Here is a 26,069-nt window from a genome sequence, read left to right as displayed (position 1 = left end):
TCTCCTCACTGGCACTCGCCAATCCGCTTGACTTGAACGTCGGTTGTCGGCTGCGGCATGTCGTCGTCGCCTTCGTAGACCTCGCTATAGGAGATCTGGCCGGTGAAGCTTTCACCGCCGTTCTCCGGTTGCAGATAGAGGCCCCATGACGTCCCGATGCCGCCGTGGTCGCATTGCGCGCTCATCTGAACACCGCTGTCGTAGAAGTGGACCTTGTCGATCAGCACGCATTTAACGCCCGAGGGTTTGGGCATCAGCGGCAGAGTGTCCGCGGTCATGTCGCTCTTGACGCAGATGTCGCGGCTGGCGTCCACCACCTTCATTTCCGTATCGGTACGCTGAAGCGTCTTCCAGCTGAAGCGCCAGAGACCTCCCCATTCCGGTCGCTCCGCCGGCGTGCCGTCGGTGCTCGCCGGCGGGCTCTCCCGGGGTGTCGAGAGATCGGCCGTCTGCAATGCCAGCCGGCGCGAGAACCAGGCGCCGATGATGTTAAAGTCGTTGAAGGTGATGTGATAGGGTTTGAGGATCTCATCCTGCTGCGCGAGCGCCGTGCCGGCCACCGAAACCTTACGGCCGTAATAGACCTGTATCTCCCGGAATTTTTCCTCAGGCATCGGCTCGGTCTCCCGAAGCGGCGCCTGGTTCAGCACAGACTGGGCAACATCGCGCCCGAGCGCCGCATAGGTGCCCTGCGCGTCCTCGGCAAAATAGGCGCCGAACATCTCGATCATCGCAAAGGTCTCATCCTGTTTCATCCGCTCGGTAAAGGCGGCGCCTGCCGCCTCATAGCCAGCCTTGTCCGTCCCGAATTTCTTGAAGATCGCCTCGTGATCGCCCTCCGGATCGAGGAACATCGCGTAGGTGATGTGGCCGTATGTCCGGTAATCGATGCCTTGGACGGGTTCGAGCATCTTCACGTCAAAACCGCCACGGTTCACGGCGATCTTCGGCGGCGATGTCGGCGACGGCTGTTCGATGCCTGCCGGGGTGGATTGAGATTGTGCCCAGATCAAAGAGGGCAACGAGGCAGCCATCACAAGCGCTAGCGCTGCGACACCGGCAAACGACGGACGCGACATGGTATTTATCCTCTGCTCTCCATTCAGTTTTGACACGGCATCCGCATCACCCAACAGGTTTTGCCGACATGCAAGGGACAGCCCAAAGCTGCTGCATCGCTTGATCGCTATTGCCCTTCCACAGCGCACAGCCCCGTACATTCTTTGCGCTCGAACGCCGATTTGAACGCAAGCGCATTCTCCTGTGCTGGTCCCGCCAGAACAGGCAGGATCGCCTCGATTTGAGCGATCATAACTGCCCTGTCTGCCGGCGGCGTCGACGCCGACATGGTTACGGCGATGTCAGCAAGGGTGTTCAACAGAATATCGCGGTTAGCCGTGTGCAGGTCCGGCGAACGCAACATCAGGACGGCACCGGTGACCATCTCATTGATGCCAAGGTGCATCTGCCGCAGTCCAGCCCGGCGTGGCTCGGTCATTTCGGCGGCCGGAAGCGTTTTGACGAAATCTGCGATGGCCTCGAGTTCGGCCGCCTGCACGCGCAGCAGATAGGCGGCAGCTCGCGCGATTTCATCCTGATATTTGGAGGTATTGGCGGCCGTATCAGGCACCGCTCCGGATTGCGGCGTGAACAGGACATAGGTCTTGTAAAGGGCGCCTGCCCGATCGGCGGCAGCAAGAAGTGCCGGCAGGTCGGCCGAGATATAGGGTGGCGTGCCCAGCGTCGCCTCTACGTCCCAAAACCGTGCGAGAACTTTGGCGTGATCGGGATTCGACCAACGCGGCAAATCCCCGTGCGCACGGGTCTGACGCGCCAGGCCATCCACCGCTTGAAACGCTGTTGCCGCTTCACTCTGGTTTAAAGGCGGGGCGCCAGCCGCGCCGAACGACGCCAAAAGAACAAAGGAAACTGCGGACAAGAGCGTCCGGGGCGCGCGCCTCAAAAAATTCTCCACCAAACTGATATGGCGATCATGACTACTCTGAAACACATTTATGCAAGTAACAACCCTACGATGTGTTTCTTTCGGCGGATAAGTTCCCTGAATGCGACCTCATCACGAAGACACGCCGAAGACCGGCTGTGGCTTCTGGCGCGCGAGCGGCGGAAATGCCAGCGCGATCGCCGCCGCACCCAGACCGACCATCGCCGAGCCGATGAACAGCCAGGAATAATTGGCGAAGGTGTCGAAGATCCAGCCGCCGATAAGCGGGCCGAAGGCCATGCCGAGGCTGGAGAGCATCGTCGCTGCGCCCAGCACCGTGCCGATGATGCGCTGGCCGAAATATTCTCGCGCCAGCACCGCATAAAGCGGCATCACGCCGCCATAGGCGCTGCCGAAGACGATGGCGAGCGCATAGAATTCGGTCAACTCGCTGACGAGGAGATAGGTCGCAAGCGCGCCTGCCTGCACCAGCAGGCCGGCGACCAGCACCGGTTTCACGCCGATCCGGTCGGCGAGGCTGCCATAGAGCAGCCGGCCGCCGAGGCCCGCCAGACCCTCGACGCTGTAGATGCTGACGGCGGCCATCGGCGCGACGCCGCAGATCGTCGCATAGTTCACCATGTGGAAGATCGGCCCGGAATGGGCGGCGCAGCAGGCAAAGAAGGTCAGGCCGAGCACGATGAATTGCGGCGAGCGGAAGACTTTCGACAGCTGTGGCCGGGCGCCCTCCGCGGCAAACTCGGTGCCGGCATCGGCGGTCTCGGCAGACGCGCGCTGCCTGACCAAGAGGGCGGCCGGCACCAGCAGCACCCAGGCGGCAACACCGATCATCAGCATCGCCGGCCGCCACTCATAGGCCGAGATCAGCCAGCGCGCGAAAGGCGAGATCGTCATCGGCGCGACGCCCATGCCGGCAGAGACGAGCGACACGGCAAGCCCGCGGTTTTCGTCGAACCAGGCGGTCGTCGCCGCGATCATCGGCGCAAAGAAGGTGCTGGCGGCGAGCCCGACGAGGATGCCATAGGTCAGCTGGAACTGTAACAGCGTTTCGGCCCGGCTCGCCAGAACCAGCGCCAAGCCGAGCAGCACGGAGCCGATGAGCACGACGACGCGTGGGCCAAAACGGTCGCTGGCCGCCCCCCAGAGGAAACCGCCGAAGCCCATGACGATAAAATTCAGCGTCATCGCGCTGGCAATGCCGACATGCGACCAGCCGGTGGCGGTGGCGATCGGCTCCTGAAAAATCGCCAGCGAGAACATCGTGCCGATCGCCACGCACGACATCAATGCGCCCAAAGCGACAATGACCCAACGATAGGAAACACCCATGGCTTGATAACCTCCCCGCCGACAGAATGATCGCGACGCCTGCGGCTCCTCTGCCGCAATCCGCGCCTCGCGATCATAAGACGTTCGAACCGCTGCGATTTCGACAGCGCCCTTCCATCTTTTTTCGCCGGGCAGTCCTACAGAGTCCGAAACATCACCAATGCGTCGACATAACCCTCAGTGGGATGAAGGAAGACGCCGGGAAGGCGGCCGACGATGTCGAAGCCGAGGGATTGCCATAGCTCAACGGCGCGGCGGTTGCTGCTGACGACGAAATTGAACTGCATGGCGCGAAAGCCGTTTTCACGGGCGTGCTGCAGGGAATGCTCGTGCATCCGGCGGGCGACGCCGCGGCCGGCCGCGGCAGGATCGGTCATGTAGCCGCAATTGCAGACATGGCGGCCGCCGCCCGCCTGATTGGCCTTGATGTAATAGGTGCCGAGGATGACGCCATCCTCTTCGGCGACGAAGGTCTCGCGGTCCGGCCCCATCCAATAGGCGAGCGCATCGGCTTGCGAGAGATCGCGGTCGAGCGCATAGGTCTCACCGGCGCGGATCGTCGGGCCGATGATCCTCCAGATGGCATCTCGATCGTCGTTTTCTGCGGGTCGGATCAGCATGCCCGGTTTCTACAGAAGCCGGGCAGCGGGCGCAACGCTCTCAGACCCTTTCGAGCGCGATCGCAATGCCCTGCCCGACGCCGATGCACATGGTCGACAGCGAATATTTTCCACCGGTTTCCTGAAGCTCCAGCGCCGCGGTGCCGGTGATGCGGGCACCCGACATGCCAAGCGGATGGCCGAGCGCAATCGCGCCGCCATTGCGGTTGACCCGGGAATCGTCGTCAGCAATGCCGAGCGCCCGCAGCACCGCCAGCCCCTGGCTGGCGAAGGCCTCGTTGAGTTCGATCACGCCGAACTGTTCCTGGCTCATGCCGAGCCGGGTCATCAGCTTGCGCGAGGCCGGGATCGGGCCGACGCCCATCACCCGTGGCGGAACGGCGGCGGAGGCACCACCGAGGATGCGGGCGATCGGTGTCAGGCCGTATTTTCGCGCCGCCGCTTCCGAAGCAACGATCAGCGCCGCCGCGCCGTCATTGACGCCGGAGGCATTGCCTGCGGTCACGGTGCCGCCTTCCCTCTTGAAAGGGGTCGCGAGTTTCGCCAGCGTCTCGATTGTCGTCGCCCGCGGATGTTCGTCCTTGTCGACGATGACGGGATCGCCCTTGCGCTGCGGGATGGTGACCGCGACAATCTCCTTCGCCAGCCGTCCGCTTGCCTGGGCGGCCGCCGCCTTCGCCTGGCTGCGCACCGCAAAGGCATCCTGGTCCGCGCGGCTGACATGATAATCCTCGGCGACATTCTCGCCGGTCTCCGGCATGGAATCGACGCCATACTGCTTCTTCATCACAGGGTTGACGAAACGCCAGCCGATCGTCGTGTCGTGGATTTCGGCGGCCCGCGAAAAGGCGGTCTCCGCCTTCGGCATGACGAAGGGCGCGCGCGACATGCTTTCGACGCCGCCTGCAATCATCAGCTCGGCCTCGCCGGCGCGAATGGCGCGCGCCGCCGTGATCACCGCATCCATCCCGGAGCCGCAGAGCCGGTTGATCGTCGTACCCGGGACGGCGATCGGCAGGCCAGCGAGCAGCGCCGACATGCGCGCGACATTGCGGTTGTCCTCGCCCGCCTGGTTGGCGCAGCCGAAGATCACGTCGTCGACGGCTTCCCAGTCGACGCCGCCGTTGCGCTCCATCAGCGCCCTTAGCGGAATGGCACCGAGATCGTCGGCGCGCACCTGGGCGAGCGAGCCGGCGAAGCGGCCGATCGGCGTCCTGATATAGTCGCAGATAAAGGCTTCGGTCATGGCTTTTCCTCAGAGCTTTGGGACGACGAGATCGGCGACCGGCCCGTCGAGGTGTAGCGGCGCGCCTGTCATCGCCTGCAGTTCCTCAAGCGACATGGCGGCCAGCTTTTCCCGCAGGACGAAGCGGCCGTCGACGATGTCGATGACGGCATGGCTGGTATAGACGCGGGTAATGCAGGCGACACCGGTCAGCGGGAAGGTGCATTTCTCCACCAGCTTCGGCTCGCCCGTCTTGGTGACATGCTCGGTGATGACGCAGACCTGCTTGGCGCCGTGCACGAGGTCCATGGCGCCGCCGACGGCCGGCACGCCTTTGCTGCCGACCCGCCAGTTGGCGAGATCGCCGCTTTGGGCGACCTGGTAAGCGCCGAGGATCGCGACGTCGAGATGGCCGCCGCGCACCATGGCGAAGCTGTCGGCGTGATGGAAGAAGGCCGCCCCCGGCTTCAGCGTCACCGCCTTCTTGCCGGCATTGATCAGATCCCAGTCCTCCTCGCCTTCCGCGGGCGGCTCGCCGAAATTCAGGATGCCGTTTTCGGTGTGGAAGATCGCTTCACGGCCGGGCGGCTGATAGCGGGCGACCATTTCGGGAAAACCGATGCCGAGGTTCACATAGGCGCCGTCGGCGATATCCTGCGCGGCGCGCCAGGCGATCTGCGCATTGGAAAGCTTGATGTCTTCCCTTGTATTGATGGGATGGGTGTTGACGGTCATACGTAGGCCACTCCGGCTCGAATGAGTTCTTCTTCCTGCTGCGGATGGGCAACGGCGACGACGCGATCGACGAAAATGCCGGGGGTCACCACATGCTCGGGATCGATGCCGCCGGCTGGTACGATGGATGAAACCTGAACGATGGTCTTCGCCGCCGCCATGCACATCAGCGGATTGAAGTTGCGGCCCGCCTTATTGTAGGTGAGGTTGCCATGGTTATCGCCGATCTCCGCCTTCACGATCGCAAAATCGGCCTTCAGCCAGCGTTCCTGCACATAATGGCGGCCGTCGAATTCGGCGATGACCTTGCCGTTAGCGAGTTCCGTGCCATAACCTGTCGGCGTGTAGAAAGCCGGAATGCCGGCGCCGCCGGCGCGGATGCGCTCGGCCAGCGTTCCCTGCGGCACAAGTTCGAGCTCGATTTCGCCGGCCAGGTATTTGTCCGTAAAAGCACGCGGATCCGACGAGCGCGGAAACGAGCAGATCATCTTCCTGACCATGCCGGCATCGATCATCGCGGCAATGCCGATGCGGCCGTTGCCGGCATTGTTGTTGATCACGGTGAGGTTCTTGCTGCCCTTGTCGATCAGGGCATGAATGAGCTCGATCGGCGCGCCGGAGCCGCCGAAACCACCGATCATCACGGTCGCGCCGTCGCCGATCTCGGAGACGGCCTCTGCCGTGCTCCCGACTGTCTTGTCCATGCCGGATATCTCCTTGGCTCGATCGGCCAGACATCTGCCTGTCCCGTCCTCTTGCTCAGAGATAAAGCGTGGCAAGGGCGTTCTGCAAGATCATTTGTGCGTTATTTGACATTTGTTCATATATCGCACACAATGTCGGCTCGATTGGAGATTGGAACCCATGCGTGAAACCGATTTCGTCAGCGGCTTTGCCCGCGGCCTGAAAGTCATCGAAGCCTTCGGCGAGACGCGGCAGCGGCTGTCGATCGCCGAGGCCTCGAAGCTGACCGAGCTCGACCGGGCCACCGTGCGCCGTTCGCTGCTGACGCTCGCCGAACTCGGCTATGCCGATTATGACGGCAAGTTCTTCACGCTGACGCCGAAGATCCTGCGGCTCGGCCATGCCTATCTCTCGGCGACGCCGCTACCGGCGCTGTTGCAGCCGCATCTCGATCATCTCTCGGAAAAAGCCGGCCAGAGCGCCTCGGCCTCGGTGCTCGACGGTGCCGAAATTGTCTATATCGCGCGGGCCTCGCAGCGTCGCGTCATGTCGATCAATCTCACCCCCGGCAGCCGCCTGCCGGCCTATTGCGCCTCGATGGGCCGGGTGCTGCTTTCGGCCTTGGCCGAAAACGAGGCGCGCGCCATCCTTGGCCGCAGCGAGCTGAAGCAAAACACGCCGAATACCAAGACCGACCCTGAGGAACTCATCGCCGAGTTCCGCCGCGTGCGCGCCGAGGGCTACGCCATCATCGATCAGGAGCTGGAGATCGGCCTCTGCTCGATTGCCGTCCCCATCGAAAACGATCGCGGCCAAACGGTCGCGGCGATCAATATCGGCGCGCCGGCCGCCCTTGTCCCGGCCGCGGAGATGAAGGAGCGCTATCTGCCATTGCTGAAGGAAACCCAGGCCGCATTGCGGCCGCTCTTGCGCCGATGACGCCAAGCACGGGAAACGGGCGGCCCCAATAAGCGCCGGGGCCGCTCTCTATCATCAATGCGTCAAGTCGAGTGCGGCGGTGAGGTCACCCATCGGCGGACGGCCGTTATCGGCAAGCGCCTTGTCGCGGGCGACGATGCCCGGCAGCACCGGCAGATCGTAGCGCGCGGTGATCAGGCGGATGATCGACGTCGTGTCGTACTGGGTGTGGTCGACGCTGCCGCCCTTGGCGAAGGGCGAGATAATGAAGGCCGGAATGCGGTTGCCCGGGCCCCAGCGATCGGCCTTCGGCGGCGCGACGTGATCCCAGAAGCCGCCATTCTCGTCATAGGTGACGATGACGAGCATATGGCCCCATTGCGGGCTCTTCTCGAGATGCGAGACGATATCGGCAAGATGCTGGTCGCCGCTCGAGACATCGGCATAACCGCCATGTTCGTTGAGGTTGCCCTGCGGTTTGTAGAAGGAAACGGCCGGCAGCTTACCTGCGTCGATATCCCTGAGGAAGGCCTCGCCGGCAAGGCCGCCATCCTTCAGATGTTCGGCGCGCGCCGGCGTGCCGGGCGCGAAATTGGCGAAATAGTTGAACGGCTGGTGGTGGAACTGGAAGTTCGGCACCGGCGTGGCGTTCTTGCCGTCCAGCGCCGCCTGCCAGGCGCCGCTATACCAGGCCCAGCTGATGCCCTTCTGCGACAGCAGGTCGCCGATGGTCACCGCATGCTGCGGCGGCAGCGTTGTCGCCGCGGCAGGGTCCGCCAAACCAGGATCGCCGTCCTTGGCCGGCGGATTGGCGCTCGGCTGATAGGGCGGCTGCATGGTGTTGACGGCATAGAAATCGGGCGTCAGCGTGCCGTCGGAAACGAATTTCGGGGCGCCGTCCAGCGCCGACTTCGGGGCGTTGTCGGCCACAACCAGCGACGTGCTGTCGGCATCGACCTTGGCGATCACCGGCTTGGCCGGGCTCTTGTCGGCATCCGGATAATAGGGCGCGCAGGCACAGATCAGCGCGAAGTGGTTGAGGAAGGAACCGCCGAAGGCGCCCTGGAAGAAGTTGTCGGCAAGGACGTATTTCTTCGCGACCTGCCACATCGGCAGGATCGAGCCGTCATAATGGCCCATGACCAGGCTGCCGGAATCGGCCCAGGCGACGAACTTGTCGTTCTTGCCGCCGTCGATCTGCATCTGCTCCTGGTAGAAACGGTGCCAGAGATCGCGGGTGATCACCGACGGCGCCTGCGCAAAACCCTTGGGATCGTCGATCGCGAAGCTGGCATTGGCAAGATGAGCCGATTGCGCCTCGGTGATGGCAGGCGTGACGCCCTTGGCGGTCAGCCCGCCCCAGGCCGGCGGCAGCTCGGCGAGCGGCTGGCCGTTTCGGTCGAGCTGGCGCGCCTGCTCGGCGCTGACATTGGAAAGGCCGTTGGCGCCGGGAAAGCCGCCGTAGAGATTATCGAAGCTGCGGTTTTCGGCATAGATGACGACGATGTTGTCGATCTTGTCGTAACCGGCGGGCGCGGCATCGGCTGCCGTCACTATCGCGAGCGGCAACATCGCCGATCCGGCGAGACAGAAGGCGTTGAGAAGTTTCAGTCTTTTCACGGGATAACCTCATGGCTGGGGGCGTTGGCTAGAGGGAGCGGGAAACGCTCGCGGGCGCACTGACGCTATTCCCGCCATCTATCAACTTTGTGACGTCGGGCTTGCCTTGAGGCCGCAGGAGAAGCTCCGTCATCAATTTGTTGCAGCGAGGTTCGATCATGGTGAAAACCGGGGTTAAGCTATTGGAATCCTTACCATGACGACAAAGACATTCGGGCTCATGCGCTCCGGTCTGGCGGTCGGCATCAGTGCCGCGGCCCTCTGTCTTGCCATTCTGCCGCTGCGGCAAAGCAGCGCGGCGGTCGCCCTCGGCGTGCATCCCGGGCCGATGTCGAGGGCCGAGGCCTTCGCCCGGGCCGAAACGCTGACCACCCTCGGCCGCAAGATATTCTCAGACCCCTCACTCTCGGCCTCGGGGCTGCAGGCCTGCGCCTCCTGCCATGATCCCGCTCACGCCTTCGGCCCGGCCTCGGCCAAGCCGGTCGAGACGGGCGGCAAGGATATGCGCCAGCCGGGCCTGCGCGCCGTGCCGACGCTGCGCTATCTGCAGGCGGTGCCGTCCTTCAGCGAGCATTATTACGATTCCGAGGACGAGGGCGACGAAAGCGTCGACAACGGCCCGACCGGCGGCCTGACCTGGGACGGCCGGGTCGATCACGGCGGCGACCAGGCGAAGATCCCGCTGCTCTCGCCCTTCGAAATGGGCAACAAGGATGCGGCCGAGGTCGCGGCCAAGCTGCGCAAGGCGCCCTATGCCGACGCCATCAAGGCGGCCTTCGGCGAGACGGTGTTCGACAATCCCGAAGACACCTTCGACGCCGCCGCCGAGGCGCTCGCCACCTTCGAGCAGAGCGGCCCGGACTTCTATCCCTATTCCAGCCGCTACGACGCCTTTCTCGCCGGCAAGGCGACGCTGACCGCGCAGGAATTGCGCGGCCGCCAGCTGTTCGAGGATCCCGCAAAGGGCAACTGTTCGAGCTGCCACTTGAGCGAACCCGCCAATGACGGCGAGCCGCCGCAATTTTCCGACTTCGGCTTCCTCAGCCTTGCCGCCCCCCGCAACATGGCGATCCCGGCCAACAGCGACCCCAACTATCACGATCTCGGCCTCTGCGGCCCAGAGCGTACCGACCTTGCCGGACACAGCGAATATTGCGGCCTGTTCCGCACGCCGACGCTGCGCAATGTCGCACTGAAGAAGAGCTTCTTCCACAACGGCTATTTCCACACGCTGCGCGACGTCGTCTTCTTCTATGCGACCCGCGACAGCGATCCCGGCCTCTGGTATCCCAGGAATGCCGACGGCTCGGTGCGCAGGTATGACGACCTGCCGCAAGCCTATTGGGCCAACCTCAACCAGGACCCGCCCTTCGGCCGGAAGCCGGGGGACGCGCCGGCGCTCACCGACCCCGAGATCGACGACATCGTTGCCTTCCTGGGGACGCTGACGGATGCCGATCTGCAGCCCGAGGCAAGCGGGCATTGACCGGCCGGCGAACCGCCCTTGCTTTGGGCGACAGCTTGATGACGGAACCGCATCTCGTGACCGTTGCTTGAGAACATGCAATCAATGATTTATATGCTGTCATTGATGGATGGAGGCAACGATGGCCAGCATGACGATCCGCAATCTCGATGAGGGATTGAAGCAGCGGCTGCGCGTGCGCGCCGCGACGCATGGCCGTTCAATGGAAGACGAAGCACGCGATATTCTGCGTACGGCGCTTGCGATGACCGAGCCGGCAGCGCGCAATCTCGCCGATTCTATTCGCGCCCGCTTGCAATCGGTGGGAGGAGTTGAGCTCGAAATTCCGCCCCGGCAGCCGATCCGGAACGCGCCGGACTTTGACGCGTGATCATTCTCGATACCAACGTTATTTCGGAACTGCTCACACCCGCACCGAATGCGGCTGTGAGCAAATGGCTGGGTGTACAACCCGCATCATCGGTATTCACGACCGCAATTACCGAAGCAGAAATTTTATATGGCTTGCGCCTCCTTCCTCACGGTCGGCGCCGGAGTGATCTTGAAACGGCAATCCTGCCAATATTCAACGAGGACATGAGCGGCCGCGTCCTGCAATTCGACCGTGACGCGGCAGACGTCTACGCCATCATTGCCACCGATCGCCGTAAGGCTGGCAGGCCGATCAGCCAGTTCGATGCGCAGATCGCAGCCATCGCCATCTCGCGCGGCGCTTCGCTCGCAACGCGCAACGTCTCCGATTTCGAGGGAATTGGCTTGCAAATCATCAATCCGTGGGAAAACCGCTAAACCCCGCCGCTTAGAACACATTGTCACCGTCCGCTGCAGCGTCCCCACTTGCCGTATCATAATTTCCGATATACATCATCCCATCGGGAATTGTGGGGAAACGATGGAACGTTCGTTTTTGACGATCGCCGCCGGCGAGAATAACGAGGCGATCCGGGCGCTTTCGGCGCCGGCGCGGGTCGAGATGCTCAAGCTGCTCTGCGCCAAAGGGCCGATGAATATCAACGATATCGCCCAGGCACTTTCTCTGCCGCAATCGACTGTCGCGACCGGCATCCAGATCCTGGAAGAGGCCGGGCTCGTCGAATCCCGGCTGGCGAAGGCGCGGAAGGGGAACCAGAAGATCTGCTCGGCGGTCTATAGCGAAATCCTGATCAGCTTCGAGGAAAGTGCCGCCCAGCGGGCCAATAATATCATCGAAGTCGAGATGCCGGTGGGCTTGTACACCAGCTGCGACGTGCATGCGCCATGCGGCCTCTGCTCCAGCGAAAGCGTCATCGGCCCGCTCGACGTGCCCGATTATTTCCTTGATCCGCAGCGTATGCAGGCCGGGCTCGTCTGGTTTGGAAGGGGCTATGTCGAGTATAAATTCCCCAACAATGCCAAGGTGTTAAACAAGGATATCCGCGCCATCGAATTCTCCTTGGAGCTATCGTCGGAAGTCCCGGGCACCAATCCGGACTGGCCTTCGGATATCACGCTGTGGGTCAACGGTATGGCGATCGGCACCTGGACCTCTCCAGGCGACTATGGCGATAAACGCGGCGCCTTCACGCCCGCCTGGTGGAAGCTCGAAGGCTCGCAATATGGGATGATGAAGACGTGGCGCATCTCGACGCGCGGCACCTTCATCGACGGCCTCGCTGCGTCGAATGTCACGCTCGGCGACCTGGCGCTCGGCCAGCACTCCTCCATCCGGCTGCGGGTCGGCATCGCCGAAAATGCCGGCCATACCGGCGGCGTCAATATTTTCGGCCGCGGCTTCGGAAATCACGGGCGCGATATCATCATGCGGCTGCATGTGTGAGTAATCAATATCGGAAATTCTGATTTGAAAATGGCGCTGCCTTCCGGATTTTAAGGCCGCAAAATCGAGACAAAATATTGTAATACAACGATTTTTTCTGAAATTCAGATTAGTATGATAAAAGATGCGAGTTGGTTGACAGAACGACATTCCTGATATCAAGTTAGAGGCAAGAAAACAAAATTCCTGATACATAAACGGGAGGATCCGTTGAAGACGAATGTCGTTGCCCACCGCGATTTCCGCATCGCGACCATTGACGCCAGGCTCTACAGCTCGTTTCTCGAGCATCTCGGCAGAGCGATCTACGGCGGCATCTACGAGCCCGGACATCCGACAGCCGATGAGGACGGCTTCCGCCGCGACGTGCTCGATCTCGTCCGTGATCTCGACACGCCCTATTGCCGCTATCCCGGCGGCAACTTCGTCTCGGCCTATAATTGGGAAGATGGCGTCGGCCCGCGTTCGGAGCGGCCTGTTCGTCTCGACCTTGCCTGGCGCACCCGCGAAGCCAATCAGATCGGCGTCAACGAATTCGTCGACTGGTGCAATAAGGCCAATACCAAGCCGATGCTCGCCGTCAATCTCGGATCGCGCGGCCTGGATGCCGCCCGCAATTTCCTCGAATATTGCAATCATCCCGGCGGCACCTATTACTCCGATCTGCGCCGCAAGCACGGCTGGGCCGATCCGCACGATGTCAAATTGTGGTGCCTCGGCAATGAGATGGACGGACCCTGGCAGGTCGGCCACAAATCGGCCTATGAATATGGCCGGCTGGCGGACGAGACGGCCAAGGCTATGCGCGGCTTCGACAAGTCGCTGGAACTCGTGGTCTGCGGCTCGTCCAATTCCGATATGAAGACCTATCCCGATTGGGAGGCTCAGGTCCTCGAGCAGTGTTATGACAGCGCCGACCATATTTCGCTGCATATGTATTTTGCCAACCGCGAGAAGAATACGCTGAACTATCTCGCCCGGGCGACGAAGCTCGACCGCTACATCACCACGATCGGCGGCGTGATCGACTACATCAAGGCGAAAAAGCGCTCGAAGAAGACGATCGGCATTTCCTTCGACGAATGGAACGTCTGGTACCATTCCAACCAGCAGGACAAGGAGATCCTGGCGCGCGACGAGTGGCCGGATGCGCCGCATCTGCTCGAGGACGTCTATAATTTCGAGGACGTGCTGCAGGTCGGCGGCATCCTGAACACCTTCATCCGCCGTTCCGACCGGGTGCGCATCGCCTGCATCGCCCAGCTCGTCAACGTCATTGCCCCTATTATGACCGACGATGGCGGGGCCGCCTGGCGCCAGACGATTTATTATCCCTTCTATTACGCCTCCCGCTATGGCCGCGGCGCAGCACTGCAGCTGGTCGTCGATGGCCCGACCTATGACAGCGACGAGGAGAACGACGTTCCCTATCTCGACGTCTCGGCGGTCCATTCCGAGGATGGCAAGACGCTGACCTTCTTTGCCGTCAACCGCCACCCGAACACGGCGCTCGATCTCGATGTGCGCCTGGAAGGTTTTGGATCCGCCCGGGTGATCGAGCAGGTGGAAATGACCCACAGCGATCTCGAAGCCGTCAACACGGCTCAGCGGCAGGACACGGTCGCGCCGGTCAATGTCGACAGCGCCAAGATCGAGGATAGCAGGTTGCGGGCGGCGCTGAAGCCGCTGTCCTACAACGTCATTCGGCTGTCGGTGTGACAGCCGCCGCCGGGTAAGGCCGATTGGCCCCGGCTTAAGAGATTCGGCTCGACTGCGAGGAGGCAGGCGAGCCGGAGGGATGGTTCGCTGGAGCCCTGGACCTGACGTCTCCAGCCTTTGCAAACCGACAACCGCGACGTGCCCATGCGTGCCTTTGCGGCCGCCGTATCGTCGCTTTCTAGGGAGGAGTTCATGCAACAGTGGAAGAGGCTCGCATTTGGCGTCGCGCTGGCCGCACTCGGCCTGACGGCGGCGGCCAAGGCCGATGACTATACCTCCTTGCCGCGCAAGGAGACGCTTATCGTCGAAAATCCGGAAGGGACGATCAAAAATCCCGGCTGGTTCAACATCTGGGTCAATGGCGGCGGCGGGGTTTCCACCGGTCTGCAGCAGCTGACCATGGATACGCTCTGGTATATCGACCCCGAACAGGGGCTTGGCGGCGCGGCCTGGGACAATTCGCTCGCCGCCGACAAGCCGCAATATAATGCCGACTTCACCGAGATGACCGTGAAACTGCGCAAGGGGCTCTTCTGGAGCGACGGCGTCGAGTTCACGGCCGACGACGTGGTCTATACCGTCAAGACGCAGATGGATCATCCCGGCATGATCTGGAGCGCTGCCTTCTCGGTGCAGGTGGCAAGCGTCGAGGCGACCGATCCCCAGACCGTGGTGTTCAAGCTGAAGAAGCCGAATTCGCGCTTCCACGCCATCTTCACCGTGCGCTGGAACGGCGCCTGGATCATGCCGAAGCATGTGTTCGAAAAGGTGGAGGATCCGCTTCGCTATGACTTCGCCAACCCGGTCTCGCTCGGCGCCTATAAGCTGAAGGCCTATGACCCGCAGGGCAAATGGTATACCTGGGAGAAGCGCGACGACTGGCAGCGGACCTCGCTTGCCCGCTTCGGCGAGCCGGCTCCGAAATATGTCACCTATACCGATCCGGGCCCGCCGGATAAGCGGACGATCGCCCAGCTCGAGCATAATCTCGATATCATTCATGACAACACGCCGGAGGGCATGTTCACCCTCAAGGAGAAGTCGAAGACCATCGACACCTGGTTCCCGGGCTTCCCCTTCGCCCATCCGGATCCGACGCTGCCCGCCCTGATCTTCAACACCCAGGATGCGCCGTTCGACAAGGCCGACGTGCGCTGGGCGCTGGCCCTCTTGATCGACATCAAGGCCGTCGACATGGCGAGCTACCGCGGGGCGGCGACGCTGTCTGCGCTCGGCGTGCCGCCGACGGCGAGCGCCATGAAAGACTATCAGGCGCCGATGCAGGATTGGCTCAAGGATTTCGAGATCGATACCGGCAAACGCAAGATCAAGCCCTATGACCCGACGGTCGGCCAGCAGATCGCCGATCTCCTGCGCAAGCAGCCGAAATTCAAGGACCAGATTCCGACCGACCCGCAGGCGATCAGCGACGCCTTCGGCTATGGCTGGTGGAAACCGGATCCGAAAGCGGCTGCCGAGCTTCTTGAGAAAGCAGGCTTCAAGAAATCCGGCGGCAAGTGGATGACGCCTGATGGCCAGCCGTTCCGGGTCCGGATGACTGTCGAAGGCGACACGCGCTCCGTCTTCACCCGTGCCGGCACGCTGATTGCGCAGCAATGGGCCGCCTTCGGCATCGACGCCAAGGCGGTGCCCACCGAGAAACTGTGGCAGGTGGCGCTGCAGCCCGGCGATTTCCAGGTGGCGATCGCCTGGAGCGTCGAAACCTGGGGCGGCGATCCCGACCTCTCCTTCTTCCTCGACAGCTGGCACTCGCAGTTCGTGGCGAAGAAGGGTGATAATCAGCCGCCGCGCAACTGGCAGCGCTGGTCCAATCCGGAGCTCGACAAGATCATCGAGAGCATCCGCGGCATCAGCGCCGACGATCCCAAGGGCATCGAGCTCGGCAAGGATTATCTGAAGCTCGTCGCCCGCGAAATGCCGTCGATCCCGCTGATGTCCTATAACGTCTTCACCTCGATGGATACGACCTATTGGACCGGCTATCCGACGATCAAGGACCCCTATACGGATCCCGTGCCGAACTGGGCGAATTCCCGGCTGATGATGGTCAAGCTGAAGCCGGCTCAACCGAAATAATCCTCCCAACGCCGGCGCTTTAGCCACGCGCCGGCCCCTTATCGGCGGGCTCTGCCCGCCGATCCTTTCCTTCGATCCCTTCCCGGCGCTGAAGGAAACCAGAGAGGAACCACTGCCTTATGACGCCCTATCTGATCTTTGTGCTGAAGCGGTTCGGTCAGTTTCTGCTCGTCGTCTTTCTTGGCGTGAGCATCACCTTCTTCGTCACCCACCTGACCCCGATCGATCCGGTCGAAGAAAGCATAGGCGCCATCACCCAGATGGGGCAGTCCGATCCGAATGCGATCGAACTGATGCGCCAGTCGCTGCGCGAGCTTTACGGCATGGAGGGCTCGATCTGGCAGCAATATGTGCATTTCTGGCTGCGGCTTGCGACCGGCGATCTCGGCCCCTCGCTGTCTGCCTTCCCGACGCCCGTTTCCACCATCATTCTGCGGTCCCTGCCGTGGACGATCGGGCTGATGACGGTCTCCACGCTGATCACCTTCGTACTCGGAAACGCGCTCGGCGCGCTCGCCGGCTATTACCGCAAGAACATGGTGCTGAAGGCGGTCAGCCTCGTCTGCATCGCCCTGCTTCCCATTCCCTACTATATCCTGGCCTTCGTGCTGCTCATCGTCTTCGGCTATCTCTGGCCGGTGCTGCCGATCAATGGCGGCTATGAGATGAACGCCAATCTGGATCTCTCCTTCGCGCTGGTGCTCGATATTCTCGAACACTCGATCCTGCCGGCCCTGTCGCTGATCCTTGTGGGTGCCGGCAGCTGGCTGATCGGCATGCGGGCGCTGGTGTCCAACATCATCACCGACGACTACGTCGTCTTTGCCGAGCTCGGCGGCGTGCCGAAGCGGAAAATTCTCCGCTCCTATATCGCCCGCAATGCCATGGTGCCGCAATTCACCGGGCTTGCCATGTCGCTGGGGGCGATCTTCAACGGCACCGTCATCACCGAAATCGTCTTCGGCTATCCCGGCATCGGCAACCTGCTGATTTCGGCGGTGCATGCCGGCGATTACAGCCTGGTGCTCGGCCTCAGCGCCTTGTCGATCGTCGGCGTCGCCGCCGCTGTCTTCATCATCGACATTCTGAGCCCGCTGATCGACCCGCGCATCAAGGTGGAATAGGCCATGTTTACCATCGTCCGCGACCTCGCACGCCAGAACCTCGAATTCCTCTGCGGCCTGCTGCTCTTTGCCGTCATCGTCGGGTTCATCATCCTGTCCTATTTCTCGCCCTACGCGCCGACGGATATCTATCTGCTGCCGCCCGACATGCCGCCCGACGGCGATTACTGGCTCGGCACGACATCGCGCGGCCAGGACGTTTTCTGGCAGCTGACGACAGCGCTGCGGAATACCTTGTATTTCGGCATCGGCGTCGCTTTTCTCTCGCGCATCATCTCGCTGGTCGTCGGCCTGGTCGCCGGTTATGCCGGCGGCGCGGTCGACCGGGTGCTGATGGCGATCAACGACAGCGTCATGGTCATCCCGCAGTTTCCGCTGCTGATCCTTTTCTATTTCGTGCTGAAGGACAGCATGACCTGGACGGTGCTGATCGTCATCATGGCCTCGCTGGGCTGGTCCTATGATGCGCGCCTGATCCGCTCGGTGGCGATCGGCCTGAAGACCAGGCCGTTTACCACCCAGAGCGTCTATTCCGGCATGAGCATGCGCAAGATCCTGGTCGAGGAGCACTTACCCTATGTGCTGCCGATCGTCTTCGCCACCACGATGAACAACATGATCTGGTCGATCGGCATGGAGATCACCCTTTCGGTGCTGGGGTTCACCGACATCGAGACGCCGACCATGGGCATGATGATCTACTGGGCCAATGCGCATTCGGCGCTGATATCGGGAATATGGTGGTGGGTAGCCGCCCCCGTCGCCGTCATCGTCATCCTCTTCCTGGCGCTCTTCCTGCTGTCGATGTCGATGAACGAATACAATGATCCGCGCAGCCGGCTGAACCGGATGGGAAGTTAGCATGGACCCTTTGGTCGAAATCGAGAATCTGAAAGCCTATTACCGCGCCTTCCTTTTTGGCGTCGATCGCGAAGTGCGCGCCGTCGACGATATCAGCCTGACGATCGGCCGCGGCGAGGTCTATGGCGTCGCCGGTGAATCGAGCAGCGGCAAGACGACCCTGATCAAAACCATCGCCGGCGCCATCCGGCCGCCGCTCCGGGTCGTGTCGGGGAGCGTGAAATTCCATTTCGCCGGCGGCACCCAGGATATTTACGCGATGAAGCCGGAAGAGCGCATGGCGCTGCGCTGGAAGCATCTCTCCTATATCATGCAGGGCTCGATGAACGTGCTCAATCCGGTGCGCCGGATCCGCCATTCCTTCACCGATTTCGCTTTCCGCCACATGAAGGTCAGCAAATCGGTCTTCTTCGAAAAGGTCGCCGCCCATCTGCAGCGGCTAAAGCTCGATCCGCATCTGCTCGACGCCTATCCGCATGAACTCTCCGGCGGCATGCGCCAGCGCATGACCATTGCGCTTGCCACCATCCTGACGCCGGAGTTCATCATCGCCGACGAGCCGACGACGGCGCTCGACGTGATCGTTCAGCGCGACGTGCTGTCGATGATCCGCGAAATCCAGCGCGAGATGGGCTCGTCCTTCCTGTTCGTGACCCATGATATGGGCGTTCACGCCACGGTCTCCGACCGCATCGGCATCGTCTATGCCGGCCGCCTCGTCGAGGAGGCGCCGACCGCCAAACTCTTCAGCAAGCCGCTCCACCCCTATACGCAGCATCTGGTCGGCAGCCTGCCGAAGATCGGCGATGCGACGACCCGTCCGTCGCTGGAGGGGCGCCCGCCCAACCTCGCCATGCCGCCCGAAGGCTGCCGCTTTCACCCGCGCTGTCCGAAGCGGATGGACATCTGCTCGCAGAAGGTGCCGCCGCTCGTCACCGTCGAGCCGGAGCGCCGTGTGGCCTGTTTTGCCGTTACGGGAGATCAGCTTTGACCGCTCTGCTTCACCTCTCGCATGTCACGAAAGTCTATCGCCAGGGCGGCATGCTCGGCCGGCGCCTGATCACCGCGGTCAAGGATGTCAGCTTCGAAGTCGGCGCGGAGCCGGAGATCCTGTCGATCGTCGGCGAATCCGGCTCTGGCAAATCGACGATCGCCGCGATGATCCTCGGGCAGACCGAACCGACGGAAGGGCAGCTGGAATTCTCCGGCCAAGCCGTGTCCATCCATAGCCGATCCGAACGCAAGGCCTTCATGAAGGAGGTTCAGCCGGTTCTGCAGAACCCGTTCGAAGCCTTCAATCCGCTGAAGCGGGTCGACCGTTACCTGTTCGAGACGGCCCGCAATCTGTCGGGCCCGGGAAAACGGATAGACCGGAAAGAAGCGGAGCGGATGGCCGATGCCGCGCTCCATCACGTCGGCCTGACCTTGGAAGAGGTGAAAGGCCGGTTCCCTCACGAACTCTCCGGCGGCCAGTTGCAGCGCGTCGCCATTGCCCGCGCGCTGATCCCGCAACCCCGCCTGCTGGTCGCCGACGAGCCGGTCTCGATGGTCGACGCCTCGCTGCGCATGGCGATCGTCAACCTCTTCGGCCGACTGAAAAACGAACTCGGCCTTTCGATCATCTACATCACCCATGATCTGGCCACCGCCTATTACGTCAGCGACAACATCATCATCATGCGCAAGGGCGAGATCGTCGAACGCGGGCGGGCGCGGACGGTGTTGGACGATCCGCAGCATGAATATTCGCGGGCGCTGAAGGATGCGGTGCTGGCGGCGGAGTTTGGTGAGGTCGGGTGAGTGGGGTGGGGTGAGCGCAAGGGTCTATCACCGACAAAGTATGCAACGGCGCAACCTATCCGAATGGTTGAGATGGCCGGAAAATTGGTTGTCTTCATGAGAGCAGAACGTCAAGCTCTGTCATTTGAGGCCGACGCACGTCAATCTGCGTAACTCTGCGCGTGGCTATCCAAGGCCGATCTCAAATAAAAGAGCTTCCGCGTCCCGCCTCTTGTGAAGGCCCGGCAGAGCCTCCGGATCCCACAACCGCTTCATAGCTCGAATCTCACCTGGAATTCGATTGAACGCTTTTTCAGACATTGCCTGTCGAATGTTTCGCATCTCACGAAACCGAGATTTTTTATCTCTGCGTTCTGAGATCGAAAATGATGCTCCTCGATTATACACGAGGGAAACGAGAGCTCCGCGGCAATCCTGACTTAGCATCTTGAAATTTGGAAGGGCTCTTTCTGTGATTCCTACGTAACGCGGTTGCATTGTCTCAAGATACTGCGTCTTCGCTACTTGCCATGGAACTGTCACGTCTGCGAACTGTCCCACGATACCTTTCGCCTCGTCTCCAGTCACGCCACAAGCCTCTGCCAAAGATTCAAGCGCAGAAGCGTCCAGATATTTGCGCCAATCGCGAACAAACGCCTCTTTTGAAGCATATCCAATATCGTAGCCAATGCCGAAAGTGACTCCAGATGCTCCCTTAGGCCAGACAGGGTGCCTATAACGCTCTTTGTAGACGGATGCGCTGGACACCTCAAAAGCCACAATCATCATAGACGCTCGATCGGAGATCCTGGTGTCGGAAGGCTCTGCATCTAACGGTACCTGCTCTAACCCGCTTATAGGAAGTTCTGCATACTCACGATATCCGCGGTTGTCTTCGATCAGGCGGTTTGAACTCGCTATCTCGTAAAGAACTGCCTCGAACTTTCGAAGCGAAGATTCCTTTGCAATCGCCGGCGCCCCCTCGAAATACGCAGACGCCAATACCAAGGATGACAACTTGAGTAGATTTCGCCTTTGCACAATGAAGTAATCGTCTTTCATCTCAGCACCCACCGGCAAAATTCACTAATCAATTAAGAGACATACTACTTGAAAATGCAAGTAGCCATTAAGTCAATTTACAACCGGCCAAACTGATGTATAATAAATTTACGTCGACCCGTTGGGAGGTGTCCCCATGCGACATGTTCTTGCTATTTCTTGCGTCTTGCTTGGCGGCTGCGATGCGCAGACCACTTCAATGTACCTGTCGGCCCTCGGAACAGCCATAAACGACCAAAACACACCTCAAAGGCCAAGCGTTTATTATACACCTCCTCCTAGGATTCCAACTTATTCTCCGTATCAGGCACCAGTATATTCCGGCGCCCCAAATTCTTCAGGACAACGCGGCGTTGAGAGCTACGAGCCTCCCCAGAATGCGTATGTTGAGCCTCCCAGGTATACAGCTGAACCAGTGACCAACCCGGTCGGCCCCCCCGGTGCAAAGGCACCGATCCTGGGCGGGGGATGCGGAAACTACACAAAGCCGACGTTCGAATCGCCGAAGTATCCCGGGGCTCCCGCAGGACAATGTTGAAGGAATTATCTGCTATAGCGCTGACGTTTGGCGGCTTCTTTGGAGGTTTGCAGAACGCTGCTCAAGCTCAATCGGCAGGTCCATACCACCCTCGTTGTGTCGAAGCATTCAATGATCTACCCCTCGATGAAAATGACGATTTTATAGAGACGGATGTAAATGGCGAGACGCGGCTTACCCGTTCCTTGGAGATACATTTCTCGAAGCACCGCAAAGAATATCTGTCTTACGACGCGGATTGTTTCTCACCGTGGGAGGACCTGCGCCAACCTACCAAGGATTTCATCAGCGGCAGTTTAGGGACACTTTTTACCGATGATACGGCCACCCCATTTTGTGCAGCTTTCCGTATTTCTCGGGACATTTTGTTAACCGCTGCCCATTGCGCCCGACAGGCAAAGTACAGCGAATTTCGCTTGATTGGCTACCCTGATCGACGCATCAAGGTTGTGGGTCTTTTGGATGAGGCACCCTCCTCAGATGACATCTCGGATTTCGATGACTATGTTCGCTTGAAGATACGCGATCCGAAACTACCGGGACATTGGGACGCCAAGGATTTTTCACGCGATGCTGCACCCCATCAGGCCGTTATCGTAATCGCTTTAAGTATCGTTGCCCGGCAACTCATTGTTGGGAGCTCAATTGACAACTGGCGCCAAGCAGTGCGGTTCTCGCGGGCCAACTCAGCTCAGCTTTGGCCGGCGGGTGAGGTGGACACTGGCCTGCCTAAGGGCGCGGACATAAGGGAGTGCCTTTATCACCGGGCGCCTACATTTCCTGGGATGAGTGGTGCACCAATTATTGCAATTCATCGGCCGGCATCACCGACATCGCCACCAACATTCACAGTCATCGGCATACATCTGCGGAATGGGGTAGCGAGGAGCAACGGCTGCGGATCACCTCCTGACTTTAACGTCGGGATCAAGTTGCCAGCTTCCATAACTCGCGTGAGTCAGTAACTCTCAGTTCGGCCTGTTTCTTGAAGTTCAGTACCTTGGGCAAGCTGTCGCCAAACAGTGACAGCACGATTTTCGATGGCCTCAAATATAGCTCTCCAGCAGAATCTGTCGTTCTCTTCTCCGACCGTCCGCCGCGCTCGCCTGAGGTACCTAATTCATTTGAGTGACTTTCGCGCATGTTCCACGCGCTCTACTATCCCAGCGGGAAATCTGGAGAGGGGCATGCACTATCGCCAAAGGTCGATGCTGCTCGCGGCGTCCTGGCTAATCATCGGAGCTACCGCAGTAGGCGCGTCGGGCGAGATAACTGTTGCGGACTTCGATAATAAGCCAGAACTGCTGATCGTAGCACTGTTTTTCGGCTTCGCCATGGCATGGCCGTCGAGCAGCTCTTAGCCGCGATGAGAAAACAGGCGTGGCAGGAGAGAAACAGGTCACGCTCCGAGGAAAGGCGCAGCAATGAGCGCATCCTATTGGGACCTTGGCGTCAGATGCCGGCTCCGGAGTCATTGAGACCAGTCGAGGCCGCCGACGAAATGCGTATCGTGATGCGTTCGCAGTTCATTATTCAGCCGTTGCTGAACAAGAGCGAAGCTCGAGTGTTTCGGGAGCTCGACAGCATGGTGATCGGTTGCAATTCTTCCTGGCAGGTGATGGCGCAGGTTTCGTTTGGGGAAATCCTCCGAAGCACCGATGCTGACGCCCACCGTTGCATCAACTCCAAGCGTGTCGACTTACTGCTCGTAGACAGCAATTGCCAACCGCGACATGTCATCGAGTACCAGGGCGGAGGACACCATCAAGGGGCCGCGGCCGCACGCGACGCTGTAAAGAAGGAGGCGCTGCGACGCGCCGGAGTCGGCTACCACGAGGTGTGGCTGGCCAAACGACCCCGTCAGAACTTAGGCGATTGGTCGAAAAGCTGGTGGACAAACCCGATGTCATCTAACGTGCCCTCGTCACAAATATCTGCACGGCCGAGCCTAGGCCTACACAAGTCAACGTCCTCGCCGTCGCGACAACGAGCGCGGCCCTTCGATCAACTACATCACACATGGTCTCGCGACGGCCTATTACGTCAGCGACAACACTATCATATCGCACAAGGGTGAGATCGTGGAACGGGGAGGCATAGTAGATTGCGGAGATCTGTTTGAAGCGCGGTTTGACTGCTGCCCGCCTATGAGCGGATTTTAGTTGTAGCTTCCATTCGGAAGCAACTTGGCCGCTTTCTCCGACTGTGCCGGCACCATACGTCCCCAATGACGTTGGCTGGGTCAATAATTTTTTCCCTCACCGTTGCGAAGCGCCTCCCGGACGTCCTCGACACGGGCCTTCTTGACCGGATCAGTCGTGCTGGCTTCGATGACGTCAAGCCGTCCCATGGTTTCACCCCAATCCAGAAACGCTTCAACTGTTTTTCGACTGAGTGGGTAAGTGATCTTGGTGCTCATCGACCAGCCTCGCATCCCGAGCAGGTACGTGAGTAGGTTGTCGTCATCTTCGGTGAATTCACGAGCCCACGTCCGAGGCTCACCTTCAAGGTTGAGGTCACGCCAGCCCCAAATGAAGCTTCCAAGATCCGGCAGGTTCCCCAATCCGGAACGGATCTCCGGCTTCGATAAGCGTTCGCCGAGAGTCTTGATTGCCTTCTCGGCTTCCCCCTTCGTTAAAACCGCTTCCTCCGGCCGAGCTCGGTCCCCCACTTCACCTAGGTCCCACAGTTGTTGCCGGATGAACTCCCCGACGAGCCAGCCGATGGAAGGAGCATTGAACAGGCGATCGAGAGTTTCAGGAATGTCTGAGGGCTTGATCTTCCGCAGGTGGCGGATCAACCGGCCCACGACGAATTTGGCTTTCTGTCGGGGAGAAAGGGCAAGGAAATGTGGCGCATGTTCATCGTAGGCAAGTTGGTCCATCACTTCGGTAAGACCCAATATCAGCCCACGCGTCTGGGCTGCGTTCAAGGCAGGAATTTCCCCTTCATCCAGCCGATTCAGCAGGTATTCCAGCCAGCTTTTGCCCAACAGTCGCTTCATTGAGATATACTGCGAGAGCTGTTGCACCAAGCCAGAATGGTCGGTTTCCGCCAGTCGCAGGAGGCGCCTGAAATCAGACTCTGGCATGACGGTTTTGGGGCCGGTCAGAGCGAAATAGTACCGATAGTGATTAGGGCTGCCGAGACGTTTCTTGTCACTCGCCTCCTTTACTTCCCGATCACTTACCGTGTTGAAGACGCGCTTGGCTGGCTCTTCGTCCCATTGAACACCCAAAACATAGCTTGAAAGTGTTGAGATCGAGCGTGTCGAATAGGTAGCCTTTGACGGCAGCATCTCGTCAAGTTGTTTCCCAAGATCCGCTTTCTCATCATCCTCTATCTGGGCGTCCCCCGTGAAGACCACCGACTGCAACGAAAGATACACCTCCAGCCAACGATAGAGGCGTGGATTGAGGATCTTCAATAGGTTGACCCGGCAGACGTCCGGGAAATACACGTCGTCGCGGATACTTGGGAACATGAATCGCACGCCATTGAGTACCAACTTGATATCTCGCGGTGTCTTCAAGGCGCCACCTTCCCTGTCGACGGCGCGATGAAGATCGTTAGCCTCCTCGGTGGACAGAGGTTTGCGGCTAACCTTTTCGTAGATCTCAGTAAGCTTCTCGCGCAGCGATATACGCAGGTCGAAGGGCTCAGGCAGGGGAATCTGAAACGTGAGCTGAACCACCTTCTGAAGGAAGAGGTCCCCGTCAGCGACCTGGAGGCCATTCTGAAGCGCATGCGCCAGCACCCCTCTGTCATAACACATTGCATATGCGACCTTCGGAAAGTCCGCGACAGACCGTACAAGGCGAACGATTTCGACGGCCTGACGGGGTTCGAGCCGGTCAAGGTCATCGACAAGGACAAGAAACTTCGCGTCTATCTTGCCGAGCCGCTGAATGATCTCTGCCTTTAAAGCCGCCTCGGTGCAGTTTTTTCCGAGCTTTTCGAGATAGTCGGATCCTAAATCGAGGGCGTCTCCGGCAATCGCCGCGCCGGGCAAGAAGTTCCCGGCAAATTTGGCCAGCGGCGATAAAACGCGGCCGGTTTTCGCGCTGTAGATACGGAGCATCTCCCCGATTCCAGAGGCTTTTTTCTTATTTCTTTTGAAGAACGCTTGCTTCTGATTAGCCTGTTCAGCAACATCAAGCTTTTCGCCCATGGCACCAAGCAGTGTTGTCACCAGACTCGAACTGTCGCCTATCAGCCATGGTGCAATCTCGATGACGTGGAGATTCTCAATCTTGTTCCGATCGAGTTCACCTTTAAGGAAATTCAGAAGGCTGGTTTTGCCCGAACCCCATGGGCCCTCGATGCCGATTACCATACCTGCACTTTCGGTGGCCTCGACCAACGACGGCGCCAACTTGGCAGCCAGAGGTTTGAACCCAAATTCATCTACCCCATCGGCTGCGACAGCACGATCCGAATCAGGCTCCAGTACATTCATCATTGTCTTATTATTTCTCATCTGTGAGCAA

The 26,069-nt window shown here is 60.2% G+C and carries 22 protein-coding genes and 2 pseudogenes; 14 read left to right on the top strand and 10 right to left on the bottom strand.

Annotation, left to right across the window (positions count from 1 at the left end; all coding sequences use genetic code 11):
- Positions 1-5: 5 nt before the first annotated feature.
- The 7 genes from QMO80_RS26965 to QMO80_RS26935 all read right to left on the bottom strand — a co-directional run bounded on the left by QMO80_RS26965 (position 6) and on the right by QMO80_RS26935 (position 6,579).
- Positions 6-1,079 carry a hypothetical protein gene (locus tag QMO80_RS26965; protein WP_283200937.1) on the bottom strand — a complete coding sequence of 358 codons (1,074 nt, stop codon included), beginning with the start codon at positions 1,077-1,079 and terminating at the stop codon, positions 6-8.
- Positions 1,080-1,186: 107 nt separating this feature from the next.
- Positions 1,187-1,939, bottom strand: coding sequence for a hypothetical protein (locus tag QMO80_RS26960; RefSeq protein ID WP_283200936.1), 753 nt, complete (start codon positions 1,937-1,939; stop codon positions 1,187-1,189).
- A 138-nt stretch (positions 1,940-2,077) separates the two neighbouring features.
- A complete protein-coding gene (locus QMO80_RS26955) occupies positions 2,078-3,295 on the bottom strand; it encodes an MFS transporter (RefSeq protein WP_283200935.1) in 1,218 nt (405 codons plus the stop codon).
- A 137-nt stretch (positions 3,296-3,432) separates the two neighbouring features.
- Positions 3,433-3,915 carry a GNAT family N-acetyltransferase gene (locus tag QMO80_RS26950; RefSeq protein WP_283200934.1) on the bottom strand — a complete coding sequence of 161 codons (483 nt, stop codon included), beginning with the start codon at positions 3,913-3,915 and terminating at the stop codon, positions 3,433-3,435.
- Between the two features lie 40 nt (positions 3,916-3,955).
- Positions 3,956-5,161 carry a 3-oxoadipyl-CoA thiolase gene (pcaF, locus tag QMO80_RS26945; protein ID WP_283200933.1) on the bottom strand — a complete coding sequence of 402 codons (1,206 nt, stop codon included), beginning with the start codon at positions 5,159-5,161 and terminating at the stop codon, positions 3,956-3,958.
- Positions 5,162-5,170: 9 nt separating this feature from the next.
- Positions 5,171-5,875 (bottom strand): CoA transferase subunit B, encoded by a 705-nt coding sequence (locus QMO80_RS26940; protein ID WP_283200932.1) that lies wholly within the window; start codon positions 5,873-5,875, stop codon positions 5,171-5,173.
- Positions 5,872-6,579 carry a 3-oxoacid CoA-transferase subunit A gene (locus tag QMO80_RS26935; RefSeq protein ID WP_283200931.1) on the bottom strand — a complete coding sequence of 236 codons (708 nt, stop codon included), beginning with the start codon at positions 6,577-6,579 and terminating at the stop codon, positions 5,872-5,874. Before QMO80_RS26935 ends, QMO80_RS26940 begins: the two co-directional genes overlap by 4 nt.
- A gap of 160 nt (positions 6,580-6,739) precedes the next feature.
- Between QMO80_RS26935 and QMO80_RS26930 the strand changes: the two genes are divergently transcribed.
- Complete coding sequence (locus QMO80_RS26930) at positions 6,740-7,498, top strand: IclR family transcriptional regulator (RefSeq protein WP_283200930.1); 759 nt, start codon at positions 6,740-6,742, stop codon at positions 7,496-7,498.
- A gap of 54 nt (positions 7,499-7,552) precedes the next feature.
- Here QMO80_RS26930 and QMO80_RS26925 read toward each other — a convergent pair whose 3' ends face one another.
- Positions 7,553-9,097: an acid phosphatase gene (locus tag QMO80_RS26925; RefSeq protein WP_283200929.1), complete on the bottom strand. Its 1,545-nt coding sequence runs from the start codon at positions 9,095-9,097 to the stop codon at positions 7,553-7,555.
- A gap of 196 nt (positions 9,098-9,293) precedes the next feature.
- On the opposite strand from QMO80_RS26925, the gene QMO80_RS26920 reads away from it, so the two are divergent.
- From QMO80_RS26920 to QMO80_RS26875, 10 genes are all read left to right on the top strand, one after another.
- Positions 9,294-10,583: a cytochrome-c peroxidase gene (locus QMO80_RS26920; RefSeq protein ID WP_283200928.1), complete on the top strand. Its 1,290-nt coding sequence runs from the start codon at positions 9,294-9,296 to the stop codon at positions 10,581-10,583.
- 121 nt (positions 10,584-10,704) lie between these two features.
- Positions 10,705-10,953 (top strand): plasmid stabilization protein, encoded by a 249-nt coding sequence (locus QMO80_RS26915; RefSeq protein ID WP_283200927.1) that lies wholly within the window; start codon positions 10,705-10,707, stop codon positions 10,951-10,953.
- Positions 10,950-11,372 (top strand): type II toxin-antitoxin system VapC family toxin, encoded by a 423-nt coding sequence (locus QMO80_RS26910; protein WP_283200926.1) that lies wholly within the window; start codon positions 10,950-10,952, stop codon positions 11,370-11,372. The genes QMO80_RS26915 and QMO80_RS26910 overlap by 4 nt, the downstream gene beginning before the upstream one ends.
- A gap of 103 nt (positions 11,373-11,475) precedes the next feature.
- Positions 11,476-12,399 (top strand): transcriptional regulator, encoded by a 924-nt coding sequence (locus QMO80_RS26905; protein ID WP_283200925.1) that lies wholly within the window; start codon positions 11,476-11,478, stop codon positions 12,397-12,399.
- A gap of 210 nt (positions 12,400-12,609) precedes the next feature.
- Positions 12,610-14,118: an alpha-N-arabinofuranosidase gene (locus QMO80_RS26900; RefSeq protein WP_283200924.1), complete on the top strand. Its 1,509-nt coding sequence runs from the start codon at positions 12,610-12,612 to the stop codon at positions 14,116-14,118.
- A 192-nt stretch (positions 14,119-14,310) separates the two neighbouring features.
- Positions 14,311-16,215, top strand: a complete 1,905-nt coding sequence (locus tag QMO80_RS26895) for an ABC transporter substrate-binding protein (protein WP_283200923.1) — start codon at positions 14,311-14,313, stop codon at positions 16,213-16,215.
- Between the two features lie 119 nt (positions 16,216-16,334).
- Positions 16,335-17,339, top strand: a complete 1,005-nt coding sequence (locus tag QMO80_RS26890) for an ABC transporter permease (protein ID WP_049732974.1) — start codon at positions 16,335-16,337, stop codon at positions 17,337-17,339.
- A 3-nt stretch (positions 17,340-17,342) separates the two neighbouring features.
- Complete coding sequence (locus QMO80_RS26885; RefSeq protein ID WP_049732975.1) at positions 17,343-18,200, top strand: ABC transporter permease; 858 nt, start codon at positions 17,343-17,345, stop codon at positions 18,198-18,200.
- A gap of 1 nt (position 18,201) precedes the next feature.
- Positions 18,202-19,191, top strand: a complete 990-nt coding sequence (locus QMO80_RS26880) for an ABC transporter ATP-binding protein (protein ID WP_283200922.1) — start codon at positions 18,202-18,204, stop codon at positions 19,189-19,191.
- Positions 19,188-20,000, top strand: coding sequence for an ABC transporter ATP-binding protein (locus QMO80_RS26875; RefSeq protein ID WP_283200921.1), 813 nt, complete (start codon positions 19,188-19,190; stop codon positions 19,998-20,000). Before QMO80_RS26880 ends, QMO80_RS26875 begins: the two co-directional genes overlap by 4 nt.
- A gap of 165 nt (positions 20,001-20,165) precedes the next feature.
- On the opposite strand, the gene QMO80_RS26870 is transcribed toward QMO80_RS26875, so the two are convergent.
- Positions 20,166-21,041, bottom strand: coding sequence for a hypothetical protein (locus QMO80_RS26870; RefSeq protein WP_283200920.1), 876 nt, complete (start codon positions 21,039-21,041; stop codon positions 20,166-20,168).
- Between the two features lie 531 nt (positions 21,042-21,572).
- Between QMO80_RS26870 and QMO80_RS26865 the strand changes: the two genes are divergently transcribed.
- The 3 genes and pseudogenes from QMO80_RS26865 to QMO80_RS26855 form a co-directional block, all read left to right on the top strand.
- Positions 21,573-22,544, top strand: coding sequence for a hypothetical protein (locus tag QMO80_RS26865; RefSeq protein ID WP_283200919.1), 972 nt, complete (start codon positions 21,573-21,575; stop codon positions 22,542-22,544).
- 222 nt (positions 22,545-22,766) lie between these two features.
- Positions 22,767-23,493: pseudogene (locus QMO80_RS26860) on the top strand (DUF2726 domain-containing protein).
- A gap of 48 nt (positions 23,494-23,541) precedes the next feature.
- Positions 23,542-23,672, top strand: a pseudogene (locus QMO80_RS26855) (ABC transporter ATP-binding protein); the annotation flags it as partial.
- 149 nt (positions 23,673-23,821) lie between these two features.
- Here QMO80_RS26855 and QMO80_RS26850 read toward each other — a convergent pair.
- Complete coding sequence (locus QMO80_RS26850; RefSeq protein WP_283200918.1) at positions 23,822-26,041, bottom strand: P-loop NTPase fold protein; 2,220 nt, start codon at positions 26,039-26,041, stop codon at positions 23,822-23,824.
- Positions 26,042-26,069: the final 28 nt, after the last annotated feature.

Source organism: Rhizobium sp. BT03 (genome assembly GCF_030053155.1).
Classification (GTDB): domain Bacteria; phylum Pseudomonadota; class Alphaproteobacteria; order Rhizobiales; family Rhizobiaceae; genus Rhizobium.
Note: the sequence above shows the minus strand (reverse complement) of the source record. Positions and strands in the feature narration are given on the sequence as shown.